The following is a 24,318-nucleotide window of genomic DNA, read 5'->3' as shown; positions in this document are numbered from 1 at the left end:
ATGCCTCCCCTGGCGGCGGCCGACGGTCTGGCCGCCAGGGGCTGACGACACACGGATGATGACGGCGGGCCCTGCGCCCGCCGCTCTTCCCTTCATGCAAAGAGGATTTTTTATGGACACCATCTTCACGCGCTGGATGGCCATCGTGCTGGCAGGACTGCTGCTGCAGGCCTGCGGTTTTCAGATGCGGGGCACCGCCATTCCCCCCGAGCTGATGACCATGAAAGTGGTCGGTGACAACAAGAGCGACTTCTACCGACTGGTCACCACCCGTCTCAAGGCCGCTGGCGTCGAACTCGCCGACAAGGAGGGCATCCCGGTGCTGACCCTGGCCGGGGTTCGTAGCCGCAGCCAGGTCGCCTCCGTCGACTCCATCGGCCAGGACCGCGAATACCTGCTGAGTTACAGCACCCAGTTCACCGTGGTCATGCCGGGCAAACCGACCCAGGTCTTCCCCATCACCTTCAACCGCAGCTTCCTGAACAAGCCGGATGCGGCACTCGCCTCCTCCCGCGAGCAGGAGCAGCTGGGCAAGGAGATGCAGGAGCAGGCAGCCAACCTGGTTATTCGCCAGCTCAGTCAGGTCAAGTTCTGATGCGCGTATCTTGATGAGAGGGTGTTGATGAGAGTCTATCCCGAGCAGTTTGCGGATCATCTCAAGGCAGGGCTCAAGCCCTGCTATCTCATTTTTGGGGACGAGCCCCTGCTCAAACTGGAAGCTGTCGACGCCGTGCGTCAGGTGGCACGCAAACAGGGCTTCGATGAACGCCACAGCTTCGTGGTGGAACAGGGACTGGACTGGAACCAGGTCTACGATGCCTGCCAGGCCATGAGCCTGTTCTCGGCCCGCCAGATCATCGAGCTGGAGTTGTCCGCCAAGATCGACAAGGATCTCGCCGCCCGCATCAGCGACATTGGCAAGCAGCTCCACCCCGACCTGCTGCTGGTGCTCTCGGGCCCCCGCCTCAACCAGACCCAGATGAAGGCGGCCTGGTTCGACAAGCTGAGCCAGAGCGGCACCTATGTGCCGGTCAACCACCCCGAACCCCGCTTCTTCCCGCGCTGGATGAGCGCCCGCTTTCAGCGCTTCGGCCTCAAGGCGCTGCCGGATGCGGTCAACTTCATGTGCCACTCCTACGAGGGCAACCTGCTGGCCGCGAGCCAGGAGATCGAGAAGCTGACCCTGCTCTCCCCGCCCCAGCCCATCAGCGTCGCCTATCTGCAGGAGACCATCATCCGCCACGCCCACTTCACCCCCTTCCAGCTCGTCGATACCCTGCTGGAAGGAAAGGTGAACCGGGCCCAGCGCATCCTGCTGGCCCTGCGCGCCGAGGGCACCGAACCCGGCATGCTGGCCTGGACCCTGTGCCGCGAACTGGAGCAGCTCACCGAGCTGGCGCTGGCCGCCCGCGCCGGACAGCCCCTGGTGGAGCATTTCAGCCGCCTGCGCATCTGGCAGAGCCGCCAGCAGCTCATCCAGCAGGCGCTGACCCGGCTTCCCTTCCCCAAGATCCGGCAACTCTGGCAACTGATGGCCCAGCTGGACCATGCCCAGCGCCATTTCGACACCGAACAGGCCTGGCTGATGCTGCAAACCATCGCCCTCGGCTTTCGTGACGGTACCCCGCTCCCCCTGCTGGAGACGGAATCATGCTGACACCGCCCATCGGGATCCTCGGCGGCACCTTCGATCCCATTCACATCGGCCACCTGAGGCCCGCCATCGAGGCACGGGACGCCCTGGGTCTGGCCGAGGTGCGCCTGCTCCCGAACCATATCCCGCCCCACCGGGCCAATCCGCTCTGCTCCAGCGAGCAGCGACTCGCCATGGTCGCGCTGGCTGCGGCGGACAACCCAGGATTCGTGGTGGATGAGCGGGAGCTCAGGCGCGACACTCCCTCCTGGACCATCGACACCCTTGTCGAGTTGAGGAGCGAGCTGCCGGACACCCCGCTCTGCTTTTTGATGGGGATGGATTCCCTGCTCGGCCTGCCGGGCTGGCACCGCTGGCAGGAGCTGCTCGATTACGCCCATCTGGTGGTGAGCTGCCGCCCAGGCTGGCAACCGGATTATCCCGTCCAGGTGGCCGAGCTGCTGGCCCGCCACCAGACCCGGGACATTCAGGATCTCCATCGCCAGCGCCACGGTCATGTCTGGCTTTGTGACAACCTGCCCGTCGAGCTGTCGGCCACACGCCTGCGTGCCCTGCTCGCGGCAGGCCAGGATCCCAAATACCTGCTGCCCAACCCGGTCGCCGACTATATCCGGCGCCACGGGCTCTACCGCTCATCGGCAACGCAGTAAACGGCGCCACGCAGGCGGGTCAGCCGACACGTCCGGGCGCACCGGGCCCGGCCCTGACTATTGCCAGGCCGGGTTGCACACTATAGTGATCGTCAAGGGGCCCCTCCCCCACGGGACGGCTCCCCGGGCGATGCTCCCTTTGCCAGGCTGGGAAACGGGAGTGACCATGATATAATCCGCCGCCCTCTGGCGCCGGAAGATAGGAGAAGACATTGCAAGGCCAAGAATTGCTCGCCTTTATCGTCGACAAGATCGATGACATGAAAGGCCGCGACATCATCACCCTCGATGTGCGCGGCAAATCCAGCATCACGGACACCATGATCATCTGCTCCGGCAACTCCAATCGTCACGTCAGTGCCATCGCCCACAACCTCGCCAGCGAGGCCCGTCATGCGGGGCTCGACCTGCTGAGCGTGGAAGGGGAACTCACCGGTGAGTGGGTGCTGGTGGACATGGGGTCGGTCATCGTCCACGTGATGCAGGATGAATACCGCGACTTCTACCAGCTGGAAAAACTCTGGAGCGGCGCCGCCCAGGTCAATTCGCAATAAAGGGCGACAGCGTAACCAAAGATGAAGATCCAGTTGATTGCCGTGGGCACCAAGATGCCTGCCTGGGTAGAGCATGGCTTCGAAGAGTACCGTCGCCGCTTCCCCAAAGACATGCCGTTCGAGCTGGTCGAGATCGGCGCAGGCAAGCGCGGCAAGAATGCCGACATTCCCCGCATCCTGCAAAAGGAAGGGGAAGCCATGCTGGCCGCCGCCGGCCGCTCTCGTATCGTGACCCTGGACATTCCGGGCAAGCCCTGGACCACGGAGCAGCTCGCCGTGCAACTGGAAGCCTGGAAGCTGGATGGCCGGGACGTGGCGCTGCTGGTGGGTGGCCCGGAGGGGCTCTCCCCCGAGTGCAAGGCTGCTGCGGAGCAGAGCTGGTCGCTCTCGCCCCTGACCCTGCCCCATCCCCTGGTGCGGGTACTGGTGGCCGAGAGCCTCTATCGCGCCTGGAGCATCACCACCAATCACCCTTATCACAGAGAGTGACCCATGCCGACCCTGAGCATGCATTTCTCCTCTCTCACCCGCACGTCAGCCACAAGGTAACGGCATGCTGAAGAATCGCATTGAAATGCGCGATCACAGTGCCGAGGGACGTCTGTTCTTCCGGCGCACCCTGGTCGCCTACATCGGCATGGTCACCCTCATGCTGGTGCTGCTGGCTAACCTCTACTACCTGCAAGTAGAGTCTTACGAAACCTATCAGACCCGATCCAACGACAACCGCATCCGTGTGGTGCCGGTGGCGCCGCCCCGTGGCCTCATCTACGACGCCAACGGTGTCCTGCTGGCGGAAAACCGCCCTGTCTACAGCCTGGAGATCGTGCCCGAAGAGACTGAGAACCTGGAGAAGACCGCGGACGACCTCATCACCCTGCTGGCCCTGCCGGAGGGGACCAAGGAGAAGTTCCTGGCCGAGGTCAAACGTCAGCGCCGCTTCAAGCCCGTGCCCCTGTTCGAGAAGCTGACCGAATACCAGGTCGCCCTCTTCTCGGTCAACCAGCACAACTACCCGGGGGCCAGCATCGAGGCCTACCTCAAGCGTTACTACCCGTTCGGCGACACCCTCACCCATGCCCTGGGCTACGTGGCCAAGATCAACACCCGTGACGTGGAGCGTCTCGAGAAGGAGGAGAAGCTCGCAAACTATGCCGCCACCAAGGACATCGGCAAACAGGGGGTGGAGAAGTACTACGAGGATCAGCTGCACGGCGTAGCGGGTTATCAGGAGGTCGAGGTGAACAACCGCGGCCGGGTGGTGCGCACCCTGAAATTCCAGCCCCCCGAGCCCGGCAAGGACATCTACCTCAACATCGACATCCGCCTGCAGTTGAAAGCCCAGGAGCTGCTGGCCGGCCGCCGGGGCGCCATCGTGATGATGGAGCCCAACACCGGCGCCATCCTGGCCATGGAATCGAGCCCGAGCTACGACCCCAACCTGTTCGTGACCGGCATCTCCAGCGCCAACTACTCGGCGCTGCTCAACGATCCCGCCCGGCCGCTGGTGAACCGCACCACCCAGGGCATCTATGCCCCCGCCTCCACTGTCAAGCCCATGATGGCGGTGATGGGGCTCAACGAGGGGGCGATCACTCCCAATTACCGCTACTTCGGCGGGCCCAGCTTCTCCATCCCGGGCACCACCAAGAAGTTCCGGGACTGGCGCCGCTGGGGCCACGGCTGGCTCGACGTCTATCGTGCCATCGAAGTATCGGCGGATACCTATTTCTACGATCTCGCCTACCGGGTCGGCATCGACAAGATCAACAGCTACATGACCAAGTTCGGCTTCGGCCAGTACAGCGGCGTGGACCTCTATGAAGAGACCCGGGGCGTCATGCCCTCCCGGGACTGGAAGATGGCCCGCTGGCGTCAACCCTGGTACCAGGGGGACACCATCTCCATCGGCATCGGCCAGGGCTACTGGAGCGCCACCCCGATCCAGCTCGCCAAGGCCATCAGCATCCTGACCCAGAACGGTCACGACGTGACGCCGCACCTGCTCAAGAGCACCGCCTCCTCCGATGGCGTGGTCAACGCCCCCATCAACCCGAACGTGGCCATCGCCGCCAAGAGCGATACCTACTGGCAGGTGGCCAAGGACGGCATGTGGCGCGTCATCAACGGCCACGAAGGGACGGGGCGCCGCGCCTTCGCCAATACCCCCTACAAGGCGGCGGGCAAGTCCGGCACCGCCCAGGTGGTGGGCCTCAAGGAGAACCAGGTCTACAACGCGGCCACCACCAAGGTGGAGCACCGCGACAACGCCCTGTTCGTCGCCTTCGCCCCCTTCGAGGCACCCAAGGCAGTGGTCGCCCTGGTGCTGGAGAACGCCGGGGGCGGCAGCGCCATGGCGGCACCGGTCGCCCGCCACATGCTGGATGCCTATCTGCTGCCGCCGGAACCCCAGTTGCCACCGGCACCGGAAAAGCCGTCCCAACCGAGTGAGGTCGTTTCCCAATGAGTAATTCTGCCCGCCAGCAGAGCATCTGGTACAAGCTGCACATCGACCTGCCGCTGCTGCTCGGCCTGCTGACCCTGATGGCCCTCTCCATGGTGGTGCTCTACTCCGCCTCGGGCCAGGATCTCGACTCCATCGTGCGCCAGCTGGTGCGCGGCGCCCTGGCCTTCGGTCTGATGATCGGCATGGCCCAGCTGCCGCCCTCCCTCTATGCCCGCTGGTCGGTGCCCCTGTTTGCGGTGGTGGTGCTGCTGCTCATCGCGGTGGACGTGTTCGGCCATATCGGCAAGGGGGCCCAGCGCTGGCTCGATCTCGGCTTCATGAAGTTCCAGCCCTCCGAGGTGATGAAACTCTCCATGCCCATCATGGTGGCCGCCTGGCTCAGCCGGCACTCCCTGCCGCCCAAGTTCAGCCATGTGATGATCGCCTTGGTGATGGTGCTGCTGCCCACCCTGCTGATCGCGGCCCAACCCGATCTCGGCACCTCCATCCTGGTGGCCGCTTCCGGCTTCTTCGTCATCTTCCTGGCGGGGATCAGCTGGTGGCTCATCGGGCTCGCGGTCTTGCTCATCTGCGCCTTCATGCCGGTACTCTGGTTCTTCCTGATGCACGACTACCAGCGCCAGCGGGTGCTGATGCTGCTGGACCCGGAGAAGGACCCGCTCGGTCGCGGCTATCACATCATCCAGTCCAAGATTGCGATCGGCTCCGGCGGCGTGTTCGGCAAGGGGTGGCTGCAAGGCACCCAGTCACAGCTCGAATTCCTGCCAGAGCGCCACACCGACTTCATTTTCGCCGTCTTCAGCGAGGAGTTCGGTCTGGTGGGAGTGGCCCTCTTGCTGGTCATCTACCTCTACATCATCAGCCGCTGCCTGTTTATCTCCATGCAGGCCCAGAACAGCTTCGAACGCCTGCTGGGGGGCGCCCTGACCCTGACCTTCTTCGTCTATGTGTTCGTCAACATGGGCATGGTAAGCGGCATCCTGCCGGTGGTAGGGGTTCCCCTGCCACTGGTGAGCTACGGCGGCACCTCCATGGTGACCCTGATGGCGGGCTTCGGCGTTCTGATGTCCATCCAGACCCACAGGCGGCTGCTCGCCTGATGCGGCTCGGCTGGCTGGCTCTATCTCTGTGCACCCTGACGGCGAGTGCTGCCGTCTCGCCGGCCCGGCTCAGCCTGCTGGCCGAGCAGCAGCAGGTGCCGCTGGCAGAGTTGCAGGCCGCCGCCGCCCAGGCCAGCCTGCGCCAGGAGGTGCTGGACACCATCCGCCGCCCCTGGGAAGCCAAGCCCTGGCACCGCTACAGGCCGCTGTTCGTCACCCCGGAGCGCATCCGGGACGGAGTGGGATTCTGGCAGCGCCATGCCGCCACCCTGGCACGGGCCGAGCAGACCTACCAGGTCCCCGCCTCCCTCATCGTCGCCATCATCGGCATCGAGACCTTTTACGGTCGACAGATGGGCCGCCATCCGGTGCTCGACAGCCTTTACACCCTGGGATTCCACTACCCAGAACGGGCGGATTTCTTCGCCAAGGAGTTTGCCCAGCTGGTGCTGCTTGCCCGGGAAGAGAAGTGGCCGCTCACCAATCTCAAGGGCTCCTATGCCGGCGCCATGGGCATGGGCCAGTTCATGCCCTCCAGCTACCGCCACTACGCGGTCGACTTCGACGGAGACGGCAAGCGGGATCTCTTCGCCAACCCGGCAGATGCCATCGGCAGCGTGGCCAACTACTTCGCCCTGCACCACTGGCGCTGGGGCGAGCCGGTGGTGGAGCCCGCCTTGATCGGATTGGCGCCAGTAGGTACCCTGCTTGCACCCGAGCCCGAGCTAAGACACCGCTGGGCAGAGCTGGCCGCTGCGGGCATTGAAGTCGCCACACCGCCGTCACCCGAGACGCCGGTAAAACTGCTGGCGATGGAGCAGGCCGAAGGACCGGAATACTGGGTCGCGCGCCACAATTTTTACGTGATCACCCGCTACAATCGCAGCCCTCTCTATGCGATGGCGGTGCATCAACTCAGTCAAGCCATCCAGGACGCTTATGCATTACAGCCACAAACTTCTTCCCCTCAGCCTGACCTTGTTGCTGGCCGCCTGTAGCAGCCAACCCGAACCCCAGCCGCTGCCGCCGGAGCCCGTCCCCCAGGAGAAGCCCCAGGTCATCGAGATCCCCCAGGCGACCGGCGCCATTCCCCGCCCCGAACCCATGAGCGAGAGCGGCAACCGGGACTACTGGATCGGCAAGCAGAAGTTTGAGGTGTGGCGCGACATCAAGCACTACAGCGAGGAAGGCACTGCCAGTTGGCTCTCCCGGGATCTGGACGGCAACAAGACTGCCAACGGCGACGTGCAGGACAGCACCCTGTTCAGCGCCGCCCACCGCAACCTGCCCCTGCCAAGCTACGTGCGGGTCACCAATCTGGACAACGGTCTGGAGACCATAGTACGCGTCAATGATCGCGGCCCCTTCGGCAGCGATCGCCTCATCGATCTCTCCCACGCCGCCGCCGCGCAGCTGGAGATGGTGGAAGGGGGTGAGGCCCGGGTGCGCCTCGAACTCATCACCGATCAGCCGGATCAGATGGTGGAGATGGTGCCCATGACCCCGATGACGCCCATGGAGACTGCGGCGCCAGCAGCCAATTCCTTCGTCAACGAGACGCCGGCCCCCACGGCACCGGCCAAGGCCGCGCCTGCTCCTGCCGCCACGGCGACCACCACCGTCTCTCTTCCCAAGGCCGGTGCGACCCAGGGCAAGATGATCCAGGTGCTTGCCAGCGGCTCGCAGGCGCGGGCCGAGGCCATGGGCAAGGTGATGACCCAGCGCTATGGCGTGCCGTACCAGGTGGTGGCGCACGGCGCCGTCTTCCGCGTCCTGCTCGGGCCCGTGGCCAGCGACAAGCAGGCCCCCCTGCTCGAGCAGATACGCCAGGGTGGGTTGGAGCAGGCCTTCATCGTGCCCTGATGCCCGCCACGACCTCGCGCCGGGATACGACGCGAGGTCGGGGGCCATCCCATAAAATCCCGTCCAGGTCGCATCTCGGACTATGACCGACACGCACATCTGGTATAGTGGGGCCCGCTTTTTTTCAACTTGGGTACATCCCATCCAGGCACCAGGAATTTCAAGATGTCCAAATTTGCCCGCTCCGTTATTCTGGCCTCCCTGTTAAGCGCCACCGCTCAGGCCAACCAGCCTGTTCCGACCCCGGATTCGGCCCTGCCGAGTGCCCAGCCGGTCCCCACTTTGAACAGCGCCCCCATGGTGGTGCCTGCCGCGCCCGAGATCTCCGCCAAGGCCCACATCCTGATCGACTACTTCTCGGGCCAGGTGCTGGCCGAGCAGAACGCCGACGAGCGTCTGCCCCCCGCCAGCCTGACCAAGATGATGACCTCCTACATCGTCGGCGACGAGCTGCACAAAGGGAACATCAAGGGCACCGACATGGTGACCATCAGCCAGAACGCTTGGTCCAAGAACTACTCCGACTCCTCCAAGATGTTCATCGAGGTGGGCAAGCAGGTCTCCGTCGATGATCTCAACAAGGGCATCATCATCCAGTCCGGCAACGACGCCTGCGTCGCCATGGCCGAGCACCTCGCAGGCAGCACCGACTCCTTCGCCAGCCTGATGAACGCCTGGGCCGCCAAGCTCGGCATGAAGGACTCCCAGTTCAAGAACCCCCACGGCCTGGATGAAGAGGGCCACTACAGTACCGCCCGCGACATGGCCCGCCTGGGTCAGGCCCTGATCCACGATCAGCCGGAGGAGTACAAGATCTACTCCCAGAAGTCCTTCGTGTTCAACGGCATCACCCAGCACAACCGCAACCGCCTGCTGTGGGACCAATCCCTGCAGGTTGACGGCATCAAGACAGGTCACGTCAGCCAGGTCGGCTACAACCTGGTCTCTTCCGCCACCAACAACGAAGGCATGCGCCTGATCGCCGTGGTCATGGGGGCCAACAGCGAGGCCTCCCGCGCTGCCGAGAGCAAGAAGCTGCTCACCTACGGCTTCCGCTTCTTCCAGAGCCTGACCCCCTACAAGGCGGGCACCGAACTGGTCACCCAGAAGATCTGGATGGGCGACAAGCCGGAAGTGAAGCTGGGGGTCGACAAGGACGTCTCCGTGCTGGTCACCCGTGGCCAGGGCAACAACCTCAAGGCGGACTTCCAGCTGGAGAGCGAGCTGAAGGCGCCCCTGGCCAAGGGCCAGCGCGTCGGCACCGTGTACCTCAAGCAAGGGGACAAGGAGATCAAGCAGGTTCCCCTGGTTGCCCTGGAAGAGGTGCAGGAAGGTGGCCTGATAAGCCGCCTGTGGGATTACCTGGTGATGCTGGTCTCCAGCTGGTTCAAGTAACAGACCCTTCCTCAAGCAGCGGCGCCAACAGGCGCCGCTGCTGTCTTTTGCGGTCTGTCCAGTCAATAACCCTGTAATCTGCAGGTTCCGCCGACTGACGATTTGTGGTAAAAAGCAGCATTTCCACGTCTTGCCGCACCGCCGGGTCTTGATCCCGAGGCGGCTCATGCCCATATAGACTGGGAACTGTCCCCTGGGGGCAGATGAGGGGACCGTTTCGGCGGCCCTCAAAGACGTAAAGATGACGTCGCGTCCCGGCGACCCAGAAAGGTGAAGTAGATGAATACCAAGTTTGATGAACTGCTGGAGTTCCCCTGCAAGTTCCCGTTCAAGGTGCTTGGCGTGGCCGATCCCGCCCTGCCCGACATGGTGGTGGAAGTGCTGCAGCAGCACGCCCCCGGCACCTACAGCCCGACCGTTCAGCCGAGCTCCAAGGGCAACTATCACTCGGTACGGGTGACGGTCACCGCCCAGAGCAAGGAACACATCGAGGCCATGTATACCGCCCTTGGCAAGATCGAGCTGGTTCGTTACGTCCTGTAAGTTGCCTCTCTCGCCCCGCCACCGGGGCGACTGATTATTTGCCGCCCGGTCGCAGCGGCGACCGTACCGACACCGCGCCGCCAGTGAGGAAAGATGTCACTCGAAACGCCCGCCGAGCCACAACCGTCAGCCGGCCAACTGCTCGTCAGACAGCTGGGCCGTCGCCCCTACCAGCCGGTGTGGGACGCCATGAAGGCGTTCACCGACAATCGCACCCCCGACACCCCGGACGAGTTCTGGGTAGTGGAGCATGACCCCGTCTACACCCAGGGCCAGGCCGGCAAGGCCGAACACCTGCTCGCCCCGGGCAACATCCCGGTGGTGCAGAGTGATCGCGGCGGCCAGGTGACCTATCACGGCCCGGGCCAGCTGGTGCTCTACGTGCTGGTGGATGTGCGCCGCAGCAAGCTCTCTGTACGGGAGCTGGTGACCTGCCTCGAAACCGCCATCATCAACACGCTCGCCAAAAGCAATATCGAGGCCTACGCCAAGGCCGATGCCCCGGGCGTCTACGTGAAGAGCGATCTGGGTATGGAAGCCAAACTGGCGTCCCTGGGTTTGCGCATTCGCAAGGGGTGCTCGTTCCACGGGTTGGCCCTCAACGTCAACATGGACATGACTCCCTTCCTGCGCATCAATCCGTGCGGCTATGCGGGCATGGCCATGACCCAGACCAGCGCCCTGGGCGGCCCGCAGAGCGTCGCCGAGGCACAGTCCCTGCTGGTGACGGAGCTGGCCCGCCTGATTGGCTACCAAGAGATCACGAATACCGAAGAGGCGGCATGAGCAACCCCATGCCCCGTGGTCACGAGGGAGCCGCAAGGCCCCTGGTGACCGTCAACCAGACAATAACAAACACCGAGAGTGAATCATGAGCAAACCCGTTCGTATGGAGCCGGGCGTCAAGCTGCGCGATGGCGACAAGATGGCCCTGATCCCGGTGAAATTCATGCCGGATCCCAACGAGGAAGTGCTGCGCAAGCCGGAGTGGATGCGGATCAAGCTGCCGCCGTCGAGCCAGAAGATCGAGCACATCAAGAGCACCCTGCGCAAAAACAAGCTGCACTCTGTGTGTGAAGAGGCTTCCTGCCCCAACCTGGCGGAGTGCTTCAACCACGGCACCGCGACCTTCATGATCATGGGCGCCATCTGTACCCGCCGATGCCCCTTCTGCGACGTGGCCCACGGCCGTCCGTTGCCGCTGGATCCGGAGGAACCGAAGAAGCTGGCACTCACCATCAAGGAGATGAACCTCAAGTACGTGGTGATCACCTCGGTGGACCGCGACGATCTGCGGGACGGCGGTGCCCAGCACTTCGCCGACTGCATCCGCGAGATCCGCGAGCACAGCCCCCAGACCCGCATCGAGATCCTGACCCCGGACTTCCGTGGCCGGATGGAGCAGGCGCTGGAGGTGTTCCGCGAGACCCCGCCTGACGTCTTCAACCACAACCTGGAAACCGCCCCGCGCATGTACCGGGTTGCCCGTCCGGGTGCCGACTACAAGTGGTCCCTGGAGCTGCTGCGCCGCATCAAGGAGATGCACCCCCACGTGCCGACCAAGTCCGGTCTGATGATGGGCCTTGGCGAGACCAACGAGGAGATCGTCGAGGTACTCAAGGATCTGCGCGAGCACGGCGTCAACATGCTGACCCTGGGCCAGTATCTGCAACCGAGCCGCCACCACCTGCCGGTGAAGCGTTATGTGCCGCCCGCAGAGTTCGACGAACTCAAGGATGTGGCCATGGATCTCGGCTTCAGCCACGCCGCCTGCGGTCCCTTCGTGCGTTCCTCCTACCACGCAGACCTGCAAGCCAAGGGGGAAGAGGTTAAATAAGCCTCTTTTCCTGCAGGCAGAAAAAGAGCGCCCCTGGGCGCTCTTTTTTTTATCGCCGTCACCTCGCAGGCAGCGGTTGTCCCTTTGTGATTGGCGCCGTTCTGGCGTAACGTGGCCACTCCCCTTCTCTGGAGTGCTGTGCCGGATGCCGACTCTCACCATTCGCCTGATCCCCCTGCGTGACGCAGACTTTCCCGCCTATCGCGACTACTTCATCGAGGAATACGCCCAGGATCTTGCCAACAACCACGGGATGGCGCTGCCTGACGCCCACCGTCAGGCCGACGCCTCGTTGCAGCAGCTCCTGCCACTGGGTGTCGCCACCCCGAGTCATCACCTGCTCGCCATGGTACCTGAAGCCTCGAACGCACCGGGCGAGCCTCTGGGCTATCTCTGGCACGCCATCGACGACGCCGCCGGCACCACCTTCATCTACGACTTCTATGTGACACCGCCCCATCGTGGTCGCGGCCTCGGCAAGGCTGCCATGGCCGCCCTGGAGGCGCAGCTCACCCCCCTAGGCATCAACCAGATCAAGCTGAGGGTGGCCCATGACAACCCGAGGGCACTGGCGCTCTATCAGGCGCTGGGCTTCACCATCACGGGCTACAACATGGCAAAGCGTCTGGATTGAGCACCTTCATTGGGCCACCACCCGGCCCATGGCTCAGAGCGAGATGCCGGAAAAAGACATGAAGCCGAGAGACATCAGCCCCGCCACGATGAAGGTAATGCCGATCCCCCGCAGCCCCTCGGGCACATCCGAATACTTCATCTTCTGGCGCAACCCCGCAATGGCGACGATGGCCAGCAGCCAGCCCAGCCCTGAGCCCGCCCCGTAGACCACGGATTCGATGAAGTCGTAATCCCGCTGGGCCATGAACATCACCCCGCCGAAGATGGCGCAGTGCACCGTCAGCAGCGGCAGATAGATGCCGAGCGCGTGATGGAGCGCCGGGAAATGTTTGTCGAGCACCATCTCCATCACCTGCACCAGCGCCGCCAGCACCCCGATATAGACGATGAAATCGAGAAAGCCCAGATCAAACTCCCCGAGGAAGGTACTCTCGGGACGCAGGATATGGCGGTAGATCAGGTTGTTGAGGGGGATGGCGATCACCATGACCACCAGCACCGTCATGCCCAAACCGAAGGCGGTGTTGATGTTCTTGGAAACGGCCAGGAAGGTGCACATGCCAAGAAAGAAGGCCAGCGCCAGGTTTTCCACAAAGATCGACTGGATGAAGAGATTGACGTAATAGTCCATGAATGAGTTCACCACTTGGTTGCAATAAGAGCATGTCCGCGCCCGGCCAACGGCCAGTCGCGAAGATGACGTTTACAGAGAGAGCTGGCGCAGCACCCGGTAATGACCACGGCAGCCGCCAGACTGCCGAGCAGCCCGGTCAGCGGTACTCAATGACGGGGATCAAACGGGCGGGCGCCCGGCTGGTGAACCTAGTCGCCCTGGCAGAAGCGATATTGCAGGTGGTGGCAGCGAAGCCGCCGTGTGTGCAGAGCGCCGAAGTAGTCGGGCCGCTGCCTGAGATAGATGAGAGGCAGGAAAAACAGCAGGCCGCAGAGCAGGCCGAGGATCTCGTGCTGGAACCAGGCCAGCAGCATCTGGTAGAGCTCGGCATGAGCGGCCCCTTCCAGTCGCCGTCCCTGTTCGAAACCGAGCCGCCACTGGGAGGCGGGCGGCAGGCTGACGTTGTCGGCAAGCCCCGGGTTCGCTGGCTCATGGAACAGCATCGGCCGCTCCTGCCCTTGCGTCTCCATTCCCGGCGTTGCAACGACCCCTGCCGCCGCCGCAGCGGCAAGCCAGAGAAGGCAGGCGATGGCAAGCACCATCGGCCATGACGAGGGGCGGCGAGAGGATGACAAGGGGGCTGTCCGTCAAGAAAAATTACAGGTGGAATATATCACAATACCGTCACTTATTGCATTTTCCACCATGAGATATCAGAAAGGTTGATATTAAACACCGCCCCATTCCCTAAAACCGACAAGGTTGCACCACCTTGAGAAAGCGACTTTCATCTTCCTCAAGGTGAGGGCTCACCCCTGCTGGAAGGCCTGGTGGTAGCGCACTTCACCACTGGGCATGGCAGCGCCGAACAAGCGGGCCATGAAGTACTCGGGCGGCACGCCGGGCAGCGTCAACCCCGGCTCGGGCACGAAACCGAAACGGCCGTAGAAGCCGGGCTCCCCCAGCACCACGCAGCCGGCCGCACTCATCCCCCTGAGCTCGGCCAGACCCGCCTCCATCAGCCGTGACCCCAGCCCCTTGCCGTGCAGCGCAGGGGAGACCGAAATGGGACCAAGACCATACCAGTGCGGGCTGCCATCACTGATGGTCACCGGCGAGAAGCAGAGGTGGCCGACCACTTGCCCCTCCAGCTCCGCCACCAGCGACAGGCTGAGTGCCCCGGCCTGGCGCAAGGCGCGCACGATCAGCTGCTCGTTGTGATCGGTATGGGGGGCATTGAGGAACGCGGCCACGGTCAGCGCTTCAATGGCGTCGTGATCGGCGCCTGTTTCGGGCCGAATGATGATGCTCATAAGGTTTTCTCCGTTTGTTATCTTGCAATGGATGGCCTGATCAGACTGCCTGCAGGCAGCAGATCACATAGCCGTAGCTGCCCAGGTGTTGGCGGTGGATGGCCACTTCCCGGCTCAAGTCCTGCCAGGCTGGGCTATCCCCCAGCTCGGCACTGTGGCGCGCCAGATTGCGCTCGATGGGATCCAGATAGTTGTGCCAGGCCCTTTGCGGCAACGGGGTGTGCCACAGGCAGCGATAACCCGCCTCCTTCACCGTTTTGAGCAGGCCCGCCAGGGTCTGCATGGCGGGATAATCCCGCTGCCAGAACGCCAGCGCCTCCTCTGGCGGCGTGTCCGTCAGCCACACCAGGTCGCTCAGCACCAGGCAGGCAGCAGGGCCGGCAAGGTGTGCCCGCCAGGCTTTGAGCGCATTGGCCACCCCGATGGTGTAGGCGCTCCCCTCGGCCCAGATGAGATCGGCGGGGGCCAGGTCTGCCGGCAGCGCCGCCATGTTGGCGCACAGAGTAGTGACCTGACTCAGCCCCGCCGCACTGGCCGATCTCGCCACGGCGGCCAGCGCCTCCTCGTCCAGATCGATGGCTACGATGGGGGCGTCCGTCACCTGTGCCAGCGCCAGGGTGGCGGCGCCGCGCCCACAGCCCATGTCGAGGATCCGGCGAGGCTGGCTGGGCAGCGCGGCAAATTGCTGCTGGGTGAAGAGGCTATCGCCCGGCCCCCAATAGCTCATGCCATCCAGCAGCAGCTTGAAATCCCGGATGTAACGTTCATGTTCATTCATGTCTTTGCTGAGCCACTGCAGGTGATAACGCTCTTTTTCACTGAATCCCTGCTTCATCACCCAGGCAAAGTAAGCCTGCGGGGCTTGATGCTGCAGTTGCCGCTGCCAGGCCTTGAACTCTTCGCCGGAGTGCGCACGCAAACCGGCGAGATCCGCCAGCAGATCCCGGGCGCGTTGCATCCGCGCCAGCTCTTCATCCAGCTCCCTGACCCGGGCTTCCAGCGTTGCCTGCTCCAGCTCGCCCGCCAGGCAGGCGAGGCACTGCTTGAGGCTGAGCCCGCCGGCCTGCAGGGCCTGTACCATCCGCAGCCGCTGCAGATCGTCATCGTCGTAGTGGCGATAGCCGTTGGCGCCCCTCGTGCCCGTAATCACCCCCAGCTTCTCGTAATAGAGCAGGGTGGAGCGGGCCAGGCCGCAGCGCCGGGCCAGTTCGGATATTTTCATGACAGCGACTCGCAGTGGGGTCCGTGACCCGATGAAGGGAAGCTTAAACTGTGAAGCAATAGACGGGTCAACGACAACATCCGGGTTAACACCATAAAAAAACGGCCACCCTGAGGTGGCCGTCATAGGCAGCAAAAGAAACTCACGAACGTCAGAGGCCGGCGGCCTCCAGATGCTCCACCAACAGCTGCACGCTTCGGTTGCCACGCCACTCGTTGACGTCGAGCCGGTAGACCAGTCGCACCCGCTTCACCGAAGCGTCGGGCCAGCGCTGCAAGTCGACGCCAAAGGCGATGGCATCCACCGCGTGGCCGGAATCCGTGGTCAGCATCATCTTGAGGTGCTTCTCCCCCACCAGCCGCTGCTGCACCAGCACGAACTCGCCGTCAAACAGCGGCTCGGGGAAGGCCTGACCCCAGGGGCCGGAGGCGCGAATAAGCTCCGCCAGCTCGAGGGTGAGCTCGTCCGGCAGCAGTTCGCCGTCGGTGAGCAGCACCCCGGTCAAGAGCTCAGGGGTCACCAGCTCGCCGATGACCGCCTCAAAAGCCCGCCCGAAGGCCTCGATATTGGCCTTGGGCAGGGTCAACCCGGCCGCCATGGCGTGGCCGCCAAACTTGCCCATCAAGCCGGGGTGGCGGGTATCGAGCAGTTCCAGCGCATCGCGCAGGTGCACCCCCGGGATGGAGCGCCCGGAGCCCTTGAGCTCGGTCTCGCTGCTCTCGGCAAAGGCGATGACCGGGCGGTAGTACTTCTCCTTCACCTTGGAGGCCACCAGCCCCACCACCCCCTGATGCCACTCGTTTCGGTGCAGCACTATGCCGGGCGGTACCTCGCCGTCACGAAAACGGATCTGCTCCAAAGTGGCGAGCGCCTCCTGCTGCATCCCCTGCTCGATCTCCTTGCGCTCCTGGTTGAGGCTGTCCATTTCGGAGGCGAACTGGCGCGCCAGATTGATGTCGTCACAGAGCAGACAGGCGACCCCGAGGGACATGTCATCGAGCCGGCCCACCGCGTTGAGGCGCGGCCCCAGCGCAAAGCCGAGATCGGCAGCGCACAGGCGACGCCCGTCGCGACCCGACACGTCCACCAGCGCCTGGATGCCGGGGCGGCAGCGGCCGGCCCGGATCCGCTGCAAGCCCTGATGAACCAGGATGCGGTTGTTGCCATCGAGCGCCACCACGTCGGCCACGGTGCCGAGGGCCACCAGATCGAGGTAATCCGCCACGTTGGGGGCGCGCAGCCCCTGGCGCTCATACCAGCCGCTCTGGCGCAGATGGGTGTTGAGAGCCGCCATCAGATAGAAGGCAACCCCGACCCCGGCCAGGGACTTGGAGGGGAAGTCGCAGCCATGCTGGTTGGGGTTCACTATCGCGTCGGCGTCAGGCAGCTCCTGGCCGGGCAAATGGTGATCGGTAACCAGTACCTGCATGCCGGCCGCCTTGGCCGCCGCCACCCCGGCGATGCTGGAGATGCCGTTGTCCACCGTGATCAGGAACTCGGCGCCGCGGGCCACCGCCAGCTCGACGATCTCCGGGGTGAGGCCATAGCCGAACTCGAAGCGGTTGGGCACCAGAAAATCGATGTGACGACCACCCATGGCGCGCAAGGCCAGCACGCACAGCGCCGAGCTGGTGGCGCCGTCGCAGTCAAAGTCCCCGACAATGAGAATGCGTTTTTGCGCCGTCAGCGCCTCGGCCAGCAGCGGCACCGCCTGCGCCATGCCGAACAGGCGCTGGGGCGGCAGCAGCTGGTTGGCACTGCGCTCCAGCAGGGCAGGGTCTTCGACCCCGCGGCTGGCGAAGATTTGACGAAGCAGCGGGTGCAGGGTGACGGGCAGATGGGAATCATCAACTCGCGGACGACGACGGATTAGCAGGGGCATTGATGTGATCCAGTATCTTGAGCAGTTGTTCGGGGCTCTGGTAACCACGCACCAGATCGCCATTGGGCAGGACCCAGCTCGGTGACGCCTTGATCCCGAGCCATTGGCTCAGGCCGATATGATGGGCAAGGATCGCATTACAGCCGCTCTCAGGCAAACGATCGCTGAAGTTGAGTTCGCGCAGCAGCCCGGGATCGCACCAGCTAGCCTGATCCGAGGCGGCGACAGGCGCAGGCAGCAGTTGCACGCTCACGCCCCTCGCCTGCAAGCGGGGCAACTCCTCCAGCGCGATGCGGCAAGGACCGCAGGCGAGATCGGTAAACAGGGTGAGGCGGTGGCGTTCAGGGGTGGCCTTGAGCCAGAGCCGGGCCTCCCCTATCTGGGGGAGCGCCAGCCTGCGTTGCTGCTGGCTGAGCCGGGTGAGGTTTCTCATGTCGTGGGCCAGATCCAGCATGGAGCCCTGCAGCACATAGTCTCCCCTGGCATCGCTATAGAGCAGTCCCTGGGCCGTGCCCAGCAGATAGAGGCCCGGCATGGGGGTCTCGTCCACCAGGTAGACCTGCACACCGAGGCGCTGCTCTATGGTCTGTTTCAACACATGGGGGTCCATCCCCGCGCTGGCCGCAAAAGCGCACAGCAGCATCATTCCCAGCAGTAAATATCGCATCAGCTCATTCACTTGGCATGATTGAAGGGTCTCATAAGGTAACCCAGACAATTCCCTCTCCCAAAGACCTTAATTAGTGATCGATTAATAACGTCCGCAAGAAAAAATCACGGGATGACAGGTTGCCAATCGGGCTTGAGCCCCGCAAGCTAATCAGGACGATGGGAGACATCTTTAGTCATCCCTCTGTTTTGCTGATGTTTTATTATTCAAATCGACGTGCGCTCAGGTGGCACGTTGTCCATTTCTAGGGGGAAAAATGAGTCTGATTCAAGAGTTCAAGGCCTTTGCATCCAGGGGCAATGTGATCGACATGGCGGTCGGTATCATCATAGGTGCCGCCTTTGGCAAGATTGTCTCCTCCTTCGTGGGAGACGTGATCATGCCCCCCATCGGGCTGATCCTGGGGGGCGTGGATTTCAGCGATCTCGCCGTGACCCTGAAGGCCGCTGAAGGGGATGCCCCTGCCGTGGTCATCGCCTACGGCAAGTTCATCCAGACCTGTATCGACTTCCTGATCATCTCCTTCGCCATCTTCATGGGGCTCAAGGCCATCAACACCCTGAAGAAGAAGCAGGAAGAGGAAGCCGCTGCCCCGGCCGGCCCCACCAAGGATCAGGAGCTGCTGACCGAGATCCGCGACTTGCTGAAATCCCAGCAGGGGAAATAACCGTTTCCTCCCTGTCGTGTGCTGAAAAAAAAACCGCCTTCGGGCGGTTTTTTGTTGCAAGGCCGATGAGGCGATCAGGCTCTGGGGTGGTGCTGGCCGTGCAGTGCCTTGAGCCGCTCGTTGGCCACGTGGGTATAGATCTGGGTGGTGGAGAGATCCGCGTGGCCCAGCAGCATCTGCACCACCCGCAAGTCGGCGCCGTGATTGAGCAGGTGGGTGGCGAAGGCGTGACGCAGGGTGTGGGGGGAGAGTTCCCCCCTGATGCCGGCTCTCAGGGCATAGAGCTTGATGCGGTGCCAGAAGGTCTGGCGGGTCATCATCCGGGCCCGCTTGGAGGGGAACACCACGTCCGAGCTGGTGCCACCCAGCAGCAGGGTGCGCCCCTCCCGGTAGTAGCGCTCCAGCCAATGCACCGCCTCTTCCCCCATGGGGACCAGGCGCTCCTTGTTGCCCTTGCCCACCACCCGCACCAGCCCCTGGCGCAGGCTGACGTGTTCGGCGGTCAGCCCCACCAGCTCGGACACCCGCAGCCCGGTGGCGTAGAGCAGCTCGAGCATTGCCTTGTCCCGCAGCTCCAGCGGATCGTCCACCAGGGGCGCTTGCAGCAGCGCCTCCACCTCGGCTTCGCTCAGATCCGATGGCAGCTTTTTGGGGAGCTTTGGCCCCTCCAGCAGCACGGTGGGATCGTCGCTGCGCAGCTTCTCGCGATTGAGATACTGGTAGAAGCGGCGCAGGGCCGAGAGGAAACGGGCCGTACTGCTGGCCGCGAACTGATGGTCCACCCGCCAGGCGAGGTAGTGCTGGATGTCGTCCAGCCCCGCCAGCAGCAGGGAACCGCCTTGCTCATCGAGCCAGAGGGCAAATTTTTCCAGGTCGGTGCGATAGGAGCTGACCGTGTTGTCGGAAAGCCCCCGCTCCAGCCAGAGGGCGTCGAGAAACGGCTCGATCAGGGGATGGGATTCTGCTTTGCTCATGGTGCGCCGCGCTCAGGGAAACAGGTCGCCATTGTAACGTGCCGACCCACCCGGGCTGCAAGGCAAGGCTGCACATCCCCTCAGGCGGTGAAGAGCCCGGCGCAATCTGCTAGACTGGCGCCCTCCCCCCGGGCGCCGCTGTGCCGGTCACGCCCCTTGCCGACTGCGATCAAGAGAAGAGCGATGAAGATAGGTTTGTTTTATGGCTCCACCACCTGCTACACCGAGATGGCCGCCGAGAAGATCCGCGCCCTCATCGGCCCCGAGCTGGTCGATCTCCACAACATCAAGGATGTGCCCCTCGCCCGCATGCAGGAGTACGACATCCTGATCCTGGGCATCTCCACCTGGGACTTCGGCGAGCTGCAGGAGGACTGGGAATCCCGCTGGGAAGACATCGCCGACCTGCATCTGGAGGGACGCATCATCGCCCTGTTTGGCATGGGCGATCAGCTTGGCTATGGGGAGTGGTATCAGGATGCCCTCGGCCTGCTGCACGATCAGCTGGTCCCCAAGGGGGTCAAGCTGGTGGGCTACTGGCCCAACGAGGGGTACGAGTTTGACGCCTCCAAGGCGCTCATCGACGATGGCCGCCACTTCGTCGGGCTGGCCCTCGATGACGCCAACCAGTACGACCAGACCGAGTCCCGCATCGAGCAGTGGGTCGACCAGATCCTGAGCGAGATCCACGAACTGCTCTGACCCTGGCCGTCTGGATGTTCGACGACGCCAGCCAATGGACGACCAGACCGACCCCGTATCGAGCAGTGGGTCGACCTCATATAAAACGAGCGCCATGAGCGGCGCCAACCTCCCCTGCCGGTAGCCTGCGCTCGGGCTGCCGGGCGCATAAATCGCACCGATTTTCTCGTTTGGTATCATCGGCTGACGCTATAGCGACTTTTTGCTTCTGGTCTGCAACAATGAGGTTGACACCCCATAACAACACAACGCCGGGTGTCGGAAGCAAACGGACAGACCAGAAAAGGATATTCTATGACTTCATTCTCCCTGTTGGCCCCCGCCATCGCCCGCGACGTGCTCGATCACGCGCTGGCGCTGGGTGCCGATTTCGCCGAGCTGTTTGTGGAGCGCAAGCGCCGCAGCCAGCTCAGCCTGCTCTCCAGCCAGATAGAGAACATCAGCGGTGGTCTCGACTTCGGTATCGGCGTTCGCCTGTGCTACGGCCACAAGGTGCTCTACGGCTACACCAACCTGGCCGATCGCAACGAGCTCTTGCGCATCGTTACCCTGCTGGCGGCCAAGGACAGGCGTGACCCCGTGGTCACCGCCACTGCCTTTGACTTCACCCGCCTGACCGACCGCAACCCGATCGCTCTGCCGCTGTCGGCCGACAAGCTGCTGGAGCAGAAGATCGCCTACCTGCATGCCATGGACGCTGCGGCCCGCGCCGAGAGCGACAAGGTGAGCCAGTTCTCGGGCAACGTGCTCGGCTGGGAGCAGGAGGTGGAGATCTTCAACAGCGAAGGGGTGCAGGTGAGCGATCGCCGCCACTACAACCGCATCATGGCCCAGACCATCGCCCTGGACGGGGGCGAGCAGAGTGTAGGCTATGAAGCCCCCGGTGCCATGAAGGGATGGGAGCATGCCGAGAGCATCGATCCCCGCGAGCTGGCTCTCACCGCCACCCGCCAGGCACTGGTGAAGCTGGGCGCCGCCCCCTGCCCGAGCGGCAAGCTGCCGGTCATCATGGAGAGCGGCTTTGGCGGCGTCATCTTCCACGAGGCGTGTGGTCACCTGCTGGAGACCACCTCGGTGGCCAAGAAGGCATCCGTGTTCCACGACAAGATGGGCCAACTCATCGCCAACCCCGCGGTCAGCGCGGTGGACGAGGGCTTGCAGGGCAACGCCTGGGGCTCCATCAACGTCGATGACGAGGGGATGGCGACCCAGCACACCCAGCTCATCAAGGACGGCGTGCTGACCGGCTTCCTGGTGGACAGAATGGGGGCCCTTCGCACCGGCTACGCCCGCACCGGTTCCGGGCGCCGGGAATCCTACAAGTTCGCCCCCGCCTCCCGCATGCGCAACACCTCTATCGAACCGGGCAACTACAGCCTCGACGACATGCTGGCAACCGTGGAGCACGGTATCTATGCCAAGCGGATGGGGGGGGGCTCTGTGCAGCCCGGTACCGGCGAGTTCAATTTCAACGTGCAGGAGGCCTACCTCATCGAGGGGGGCAGGATCACCCGGCCCCTAAAGTCGGCCACCCTGATCGGCACCGGCCCGCAGGTATTGAAGGAGATCTCCATGGTGGGGCGCGATCTGGCCCTCTCCGCCGGCATGTGCGGCTCGGTCTCCGGATCCATTCCCGCCTCGGTCGGCCAGCCGCCGCTCAAGGTTGACAACATTCTGGTCGGAGGGAACGCCTGATGAGCCAACTCGACATGAACCAACTGCTTGCCCGTCTATTGGACCAGGTCGCCGATCTGGGTGCCGAGGCAGACGTCATCGCCAATCAGGAGAAGGCCTTCTCCCTCAAGGCCGACAAGGGCGAGCTCAGTGAATACAAGGTCACCAGCAGCCAGCAGATCGGCATTCGCCTCATCAAGGAAGGCCGGGTCGGCATCGCCTATTCCGAGTCCCTCGACGCGTCGGCCCTGGACGCCATGGTGCAGGATGCGCTCGATGCGAGCCGCTTCGCCAAGGTGGACCCGGATCAGCGCATCACAGTGCAGCAGAGCAGGCTCATCACCGACTGCGCCGAGATACATCAGGCCGACACCACGGCGGTGGAAGAGAAGATCGCCCTGACCCTGTGCCTCGAGTCCGACATGCTGGCCCTGCCGGACGTGACCGGCGCCCCCTACAACGGCTTCTTCGAGGGGGAGAGCCGCCTCTGGCTTGCCAACAGCCAGGGCAGCATCTGTGAACATCAGGAATTCAGCGTCGGCTGCCACAGCTCCGCTCTCATCGAGCGGGAGGGCCGCCAGTCCATGCACTACCAGGGACAGTACGCACGGCGCTTCGACAAATTGGAGAGCCAGCCTCTCATCCGCCAGATCCACGCCGTGGCCGATGGCCTGCTGATGGGTGAGGCGGTGCCAAGCGGTCGCTACAGCGTCATCTTCAGCACCCACTGCTTTGCCAGCCTGTTTGGCTGCTTCCAGTCCGCCCTGTCTGGCAAGTGGGCCCAGCAGGGGATCAACCCCTGGCGCGACAAGCTGGGCCAAAGCGTGGCTTCTCGCTGGCTCACCCTGGAGAGCCGTGCCTATATGCCGGGGGGCATGAAGATCAAGGCGTTTGACGGCGAAGGGGCCGCCACTTCGGATCTCCTGCTCATCGGCGAGGGGGAGCTCAAGACCCTGCTGCACAACAGCGCCACCGCCCGCCACTTCGGCGTGACGAGCAACGGTGCAGCCGCCCGCAGTGCCCGCAGTGCCCTGGACGTGGCCCCTCGTCACCTGGTGTTCGGGCTCGGCCCCCACGGCGAGGCCGAGGTACAAAGCGGTGAGTACCTGGAGCTGGTCAAGCTGGACGGCCTGCACTCTGGGGCCGATGCGGTGAGCGGCGACTTCTCGTTCGGCGCCTCCGGCTTCCTCTGCCGCAATGGCGAGCGCGTGGCGCCGGTACGCGGCATCACGGTGGCGGGCAACTTCTATCGTCTGCTCGGGGAACTGGAAGCGGTCGGCAACCAGCTGCACCACGACGATGGCAAGGACTTCTATGCCCCGCTGATCCGCTTTGGCGGGCTCAGCATTGCCGGCAAATAAGAGGGGGAGCCTTACTCGGCTCTTCCCCCTTCAAGCGGCGCCATCAGTCGCCGCTTTTTTTATCCATGGCGCCCCCCGACAGCCACTTCTAACCTCAAAGAGCCACCGACCGCGTTGGCCGGGAACTCTGGAGAATACGACGATGGACAACACCCTGGTCTGGGCCGACATTCCGACACGGGATCTGGATCGCGCCATGGACTTCTACTCGGCCCTGCTCGATGTGCAGGTCACCCCCATCCAGGAAGAGACCATGCGCTTTGCCATGCTGCGCCACGACGGCAGCAACGCGGCGGCCTGTCTCGGCCCCATGGACAAATATCACCAGCCCGGCGGTGCCGGTCCCCTCATCTATCTCTCCCTCGGTGACAGGTTGCAGGAGGCGGAGCTGCTGGTCCCACGGCTCGGCGGGCGGGTGCTGGAGCCTCTGCACAGCATCGGCAGTGGTCATGGGTCCAGGGTCATCATCGAGGATACCGAAGGCAACTGGCTGGCCCTCTATGCCCCACCAGCAAGCTGACGTCCGGATACGCACAAACAA

26 protein-coding genes are annotated in these 24,318 nt (G+C 63.6%); 19 read left to right on the top strand and 7 right to left on the bottom strand.

The genetic code is table 11. The features are described 5' to 3' along the window. Nucleotides 1-112 precede the first annotated feature (112 nt). From C3F36_RS16385 to C3F36_RS16320, 14 genes are all read left to right on the top strand, one after another. The gene (locus tag C3F36_RS16385; protein WP_104455454.1) at nt 113-595 is read left to right on the top strand and encodes an LPS-assembly lipoprotein LptE; all 483 of its coding nucleotides are present in this window, start codon (nt 113-115) and stop codon (nt 593-595) included. Nucleotides 596-622: 27 nt separating this feature from the next. Next, entirely contained in the window at nt 623-1,657 is a 1,035-nt protein-coding gene (holA, locus tag C3F36_RS16380; protein WP_104455453.1) for a DNA polymerase III subunit delta, read from the top strand. Further along, nucleotides 1,651-2,304 (top strand): nicotinate-nucleotide adenylyltransferase, encoded by a 654-nt coding sequence (gene nadD / locus C3F36_RS16375; RefSeq protein ID WP_104455452.1) that lies wholly within the window; start codon nt 1,651-1,653, stop codon nt 2,302-2,304. Before holA ends, nadD begins: the two co-directional genes overlap by 7 nt. Nucleotides 2,305-2,516: 212 nt before the next feature. Further along, complete coding sequence (gene rsfS, locus C3F36_RS16370; RefSeq protein WP_010673762.1) at nt 2,517-2,858, top strand: ribosome silencing factor; 342 nt, start codon at nt 2,517-2,519, stop codon at nt 2,856-2,858. A 21-nt stretch (nt 2,859-2,879) separates the two neighbouring features. Then, on the top strand, nt 2,880-3,347 hold the full coding sequence (rlmH, locus tag C3F36_RS16365; protein ID WP_005298242.1) for a 23S rRNA (pseudouridine(1915)-N(3))-methyltransferase RlmH: 468 nt from the start codon (nt 2,880-2,882) through the stop codon (nt 3,345-3,347). 64 nt (nt 3,348-3,411) lie between these two features. Continuing rightward, complete coding sequence (gene mrdA, locus C3F36_RS16360; RefSeq protein WP_010673761.1) at nt 3,412-5,325, top strand: penicillin-binding protein 2; 1,914 nt, start codon at nt 3,412-3,414, stop codon at nt 5,323-5,325. Continuing rightward, the gene (gene rodA / locus C3F36_RS16355) at nt 5,322-6,425 is read left to right on the top strand and encodes a rod shape-determining protein RodA (protein WP_010673760.1); all 1,104 of its coding nucleotides are present in this window, start codon (nt 5,322-5,324) and stop codon (nt 6,423-6,425) included. Before mrdA ends, rodA begins: the two co-directional genes overlap by 4 nt. Continuing rightward, nucleotides 6,425-7,423 carry a lytic murein transglycosylase B gene (gene mltB, locus C3F36_RS16350; RefSeq protein ID WP_104455451.1) on the top strand — a complete coding sequence of 333 codons (999 nt, stop codon included), beginning with the start codon at nt 6,425-6,427 and terminating at the stop codon, nt 7,421-7,423. Before rodA ends, mltB begins: the two co-directional genes overlap by 1 nt. Next, nucleotides 7,365-8,288 carry a septal ring lytic transglycosylase RlpA family protein gene (locus C3F36_RS16345; protein WP_104455450.1) on the top strand — a complete coding sequence of 308 codons (924 nt, stop codon included), beginning with the start codon at nt 7,365-7,367 and terminating at the stop codon, nt 8,286-8,288. The genes mltB and C3F36_RS16345 overlap by 59 nt, the downstream gene beginning before the upstream one ends. Nucleotides 8,289-8,453: 165 nt before the next feature. After that, nucleotides 8,454-9,683, top strand: coding sequence for a D-alanyl-D-alanine carboxypeptidase family protein (locus tag C3F36_RS16340; RefSeq protein WP_104455449.1), 1,230 nt, complete (start codon nt 8,454-8,456; stop codon nt 9,681-9,683). Between the two features lie 279 nt (nt 9,684-9,962). Then, nucleotides 9,963-10,226 carry a DUF493 family protein YbeD gene (gene ybeD, locus C3F36_RS16335; protein ID WP_010673756.1) on the top strand — a complete coding sequence of 88 codons (264 nt, stop codon included), beginning with the start codon at nt 9,963-9,965 and terminating at the stop codon, nt 10,224-10,226. 93 nt (nt 10,227-10,319) lie between these two features. Next, a complete protein-coding gene (gene lipB, locus C3F36_RS16330) occupies nt 10,320-11,012 on the top strand; it encodes a lipoyl(octanoyl) transferase LipB (protein ID WP_010673755.1) in 693 nt (230 codons plus the stop codon). A gap of 85 nt (nt 11,013-11,097) precedes the next feature. Further along, nucleotides 11,098-12,063 (top strand): lipoyl synthase, encoded by a 966-nt coding sequence (gene lipA / locus C3F36_RS16325; RefSeq protein WP_039041111.1) that lies wholly within the window; start codon nt 11,098-11,100, stop codon nt 12,061-12,063. 145 nt (nt 12,064-12,208) lie between these two features. Further along, the gene (locus tag C3F36_RS16320) at nt 12,209-12,697 is read left to right on the top strand and encodes a GNAT family N-acetyltransferase (protein ID WP_104455448.1); all 489 of its coding nucleotides are present in this window, start codon (nt 12,209-12,211) and stop codon (nt 12,695-12,697) included. A 33-nt stretch (nt 12,698-12,730) separates the two neighbouring features. On the opposite strand, the gene nqrE is transcribed toward C3F36_RS16320, so the two are convergent. From nqrE to C3F36_RS16290, 6 genes are all read right to left on the bottom strand, one after another. Next, entirely contained in the window at nt 12,731-13,330 is a 600-nt protein-coding gene (gene nqrE, locus C3F36_RS16315; protein WP_010673752.1) for an NADH:ubiquinone reductase (Na(+)-transporting) subunit E, read from the bottom strand. Nucleotides 13,331-13,521: 191 nt separating this feature from the next. Beyond that, on the bottom strand, nt 13,522-13,947 hold the full coding sequence (locus C3F36_RS16310) for a hypothetical protein (RefSeq protein WP_231959394.1): 426 nt from the start codon (nt 13,945-13,947) through the stop codon (nt 13,522-13,524). A 174-nt stretch (nt 13,948-14,121) separates the two neighbouring features. Beyond that, the gene (locus C3F36_RS16305; protein ID WP_104455447.1) at nt 14,122-14,625 is read right to left on the bottom strand and encodes a GNAT family N-acetyltransferase; all 504 of its coding nucleotides are present in this window, start codon (nt 14,623-14,625) and stop codon (nt 14,122-14,124) included. 40 nt (nt 14,626-14,665) lie between these two features. After that, complete coding sequence (locus C3F36_RS16300; RefSeq protein ID WP_104455446.1) at nt 14,666-15,847, bottom strand: MerR family transcriptional regulator; 1,182 nt, start codon at nt 15,845-15,847, stop codon at nt 14,666-14,668. A 151-nt stretch (nt 15,848-15,998) separates the two neighbouring features. Beyond that, on the bottom strand, nt 15,999-17,729 hold the full coding sequence (gene recJ, locus C3F36_RS16295; RefSeq protein WP_104455445.1) for a single-stranded-DNA-specific exonuclease RecJ: 1,731 nt from the start codon (nt 17,727-17,729) through the stop codon (nt 15,999-16,001). After that, on the bottom strand, nt 17,695-18,396 hold the full coding sequence (locus C3F36_RS16290) for a disulfide isomerase DsbC N-terminal domain-containing protein (RefSeq protein WP_104456073.1): 702 nt from the start codon (nt 18,394-18,396) through the stop codon (nt 17,695-17,697). Before C3F36_RS16290 ends, recJ begins: the two co-directional genes overlap by 35 nt. A 259-nt stretch (nt 18,397-18,655) precedes the next feature. Between C3F36_RS16290 and mscL the strand changes: the two genes are divergently transcribed. Beyond that, nucleotides 18,656-19,066, top strand: a complete 411-nt coding sequence (mscL, locus tag C3F36_RS16285; RefSeq protein WP_010673746.1) for a large-conductance mechanosensitive channel protein MscL — start codon at nt 18,656-18,658, stop codon at nt 19,064-19,066. 74 nt (nt 19,067-19,140) lie between these two features. On the opposite strand, the gene xerD is transcribed toward mscL, so the two are convergent. After that, a complete protein-coding gene (gene xerD / locus C3F36_RS16280; RefSeq protein ID WP_042014490.1) occupies nt 19,141-20,040 on the bottom strand; it encodes a site-specific tyrosine recombinase XerD in 900 nt (299 codons plus the stop codon). Between the two features lie 183 nt (nt 20,041-20,223). Between xerD and fldB the strand changes: the two genes are divergently transcribed. The 4 genes from fldB (at nt 20,224) to C3F36_RS16260 (ending at nt 24,297) form a co-directional block, all read left to right on the top strand. After that, nucleotides 20,224-20,742 (top strand): flavodoxin FldB, encoded by a 519-nt coding sequence (fldB, locus tag C3F36_RS16275; RefSeq protein ID WP_041212516.1) that lies wholly within the window; start codon nt 20,224-20,226, stop codon nt 20,740-20,742. 294 nt (nt 20,743-21,036) lie between these two features. Continuing rightward, nucleotides 21,037-22,437 (top strand): TldD/PmbA family protein, encoded by a 1,401-nt coding sequence (locus C3F36_RS16270; protein WP_104455444.1) that lies wholly within the window; start codon nt 21,037-21,039, stop codon nt 22,435-22,437. Then, the gene (locus C3F36_RS16265) at nt 22,437-23,777 is read left to right on the top strand and encodes a TldD/PmbA family protein (protein WP_104455443.1); all 1,341 of its coding nucleotides are present in this window, start codon (nt 22,437-22,439) and stop codon (nt 23,775-23,777) included. Before C3F36_RS16270 ends, C3F36_RS16265 begins: the two co-directional genes overlap by 1 nt. A 142-nt stretch (nt 23,778-23,919) precedes the next feature. Then, entirely contained in the window at nt 23,920-24,297 is a 378-nt protein-coding gene (locus tag C3F36_RS16260; RefSeq protein WP_010673739.1) for a VOC family protein, read from the top strand. Nucleotides 24,298-24,318 lie beyond the last annotated feature (21 nt).

It is taken from the genome of Aeromonas sp. ASNIH2 (genome assembly GCF_002934795.1).
Lineage (GTDB): Bacteria > Pseudomonadota > Gammaproteobacteria > Enterobacterales > Aeromonadaceae > Aeromonas > Aeromonas caviae.
This window is presented reverse-complemented; position numbering and strand designations above follow the sequence as displayed.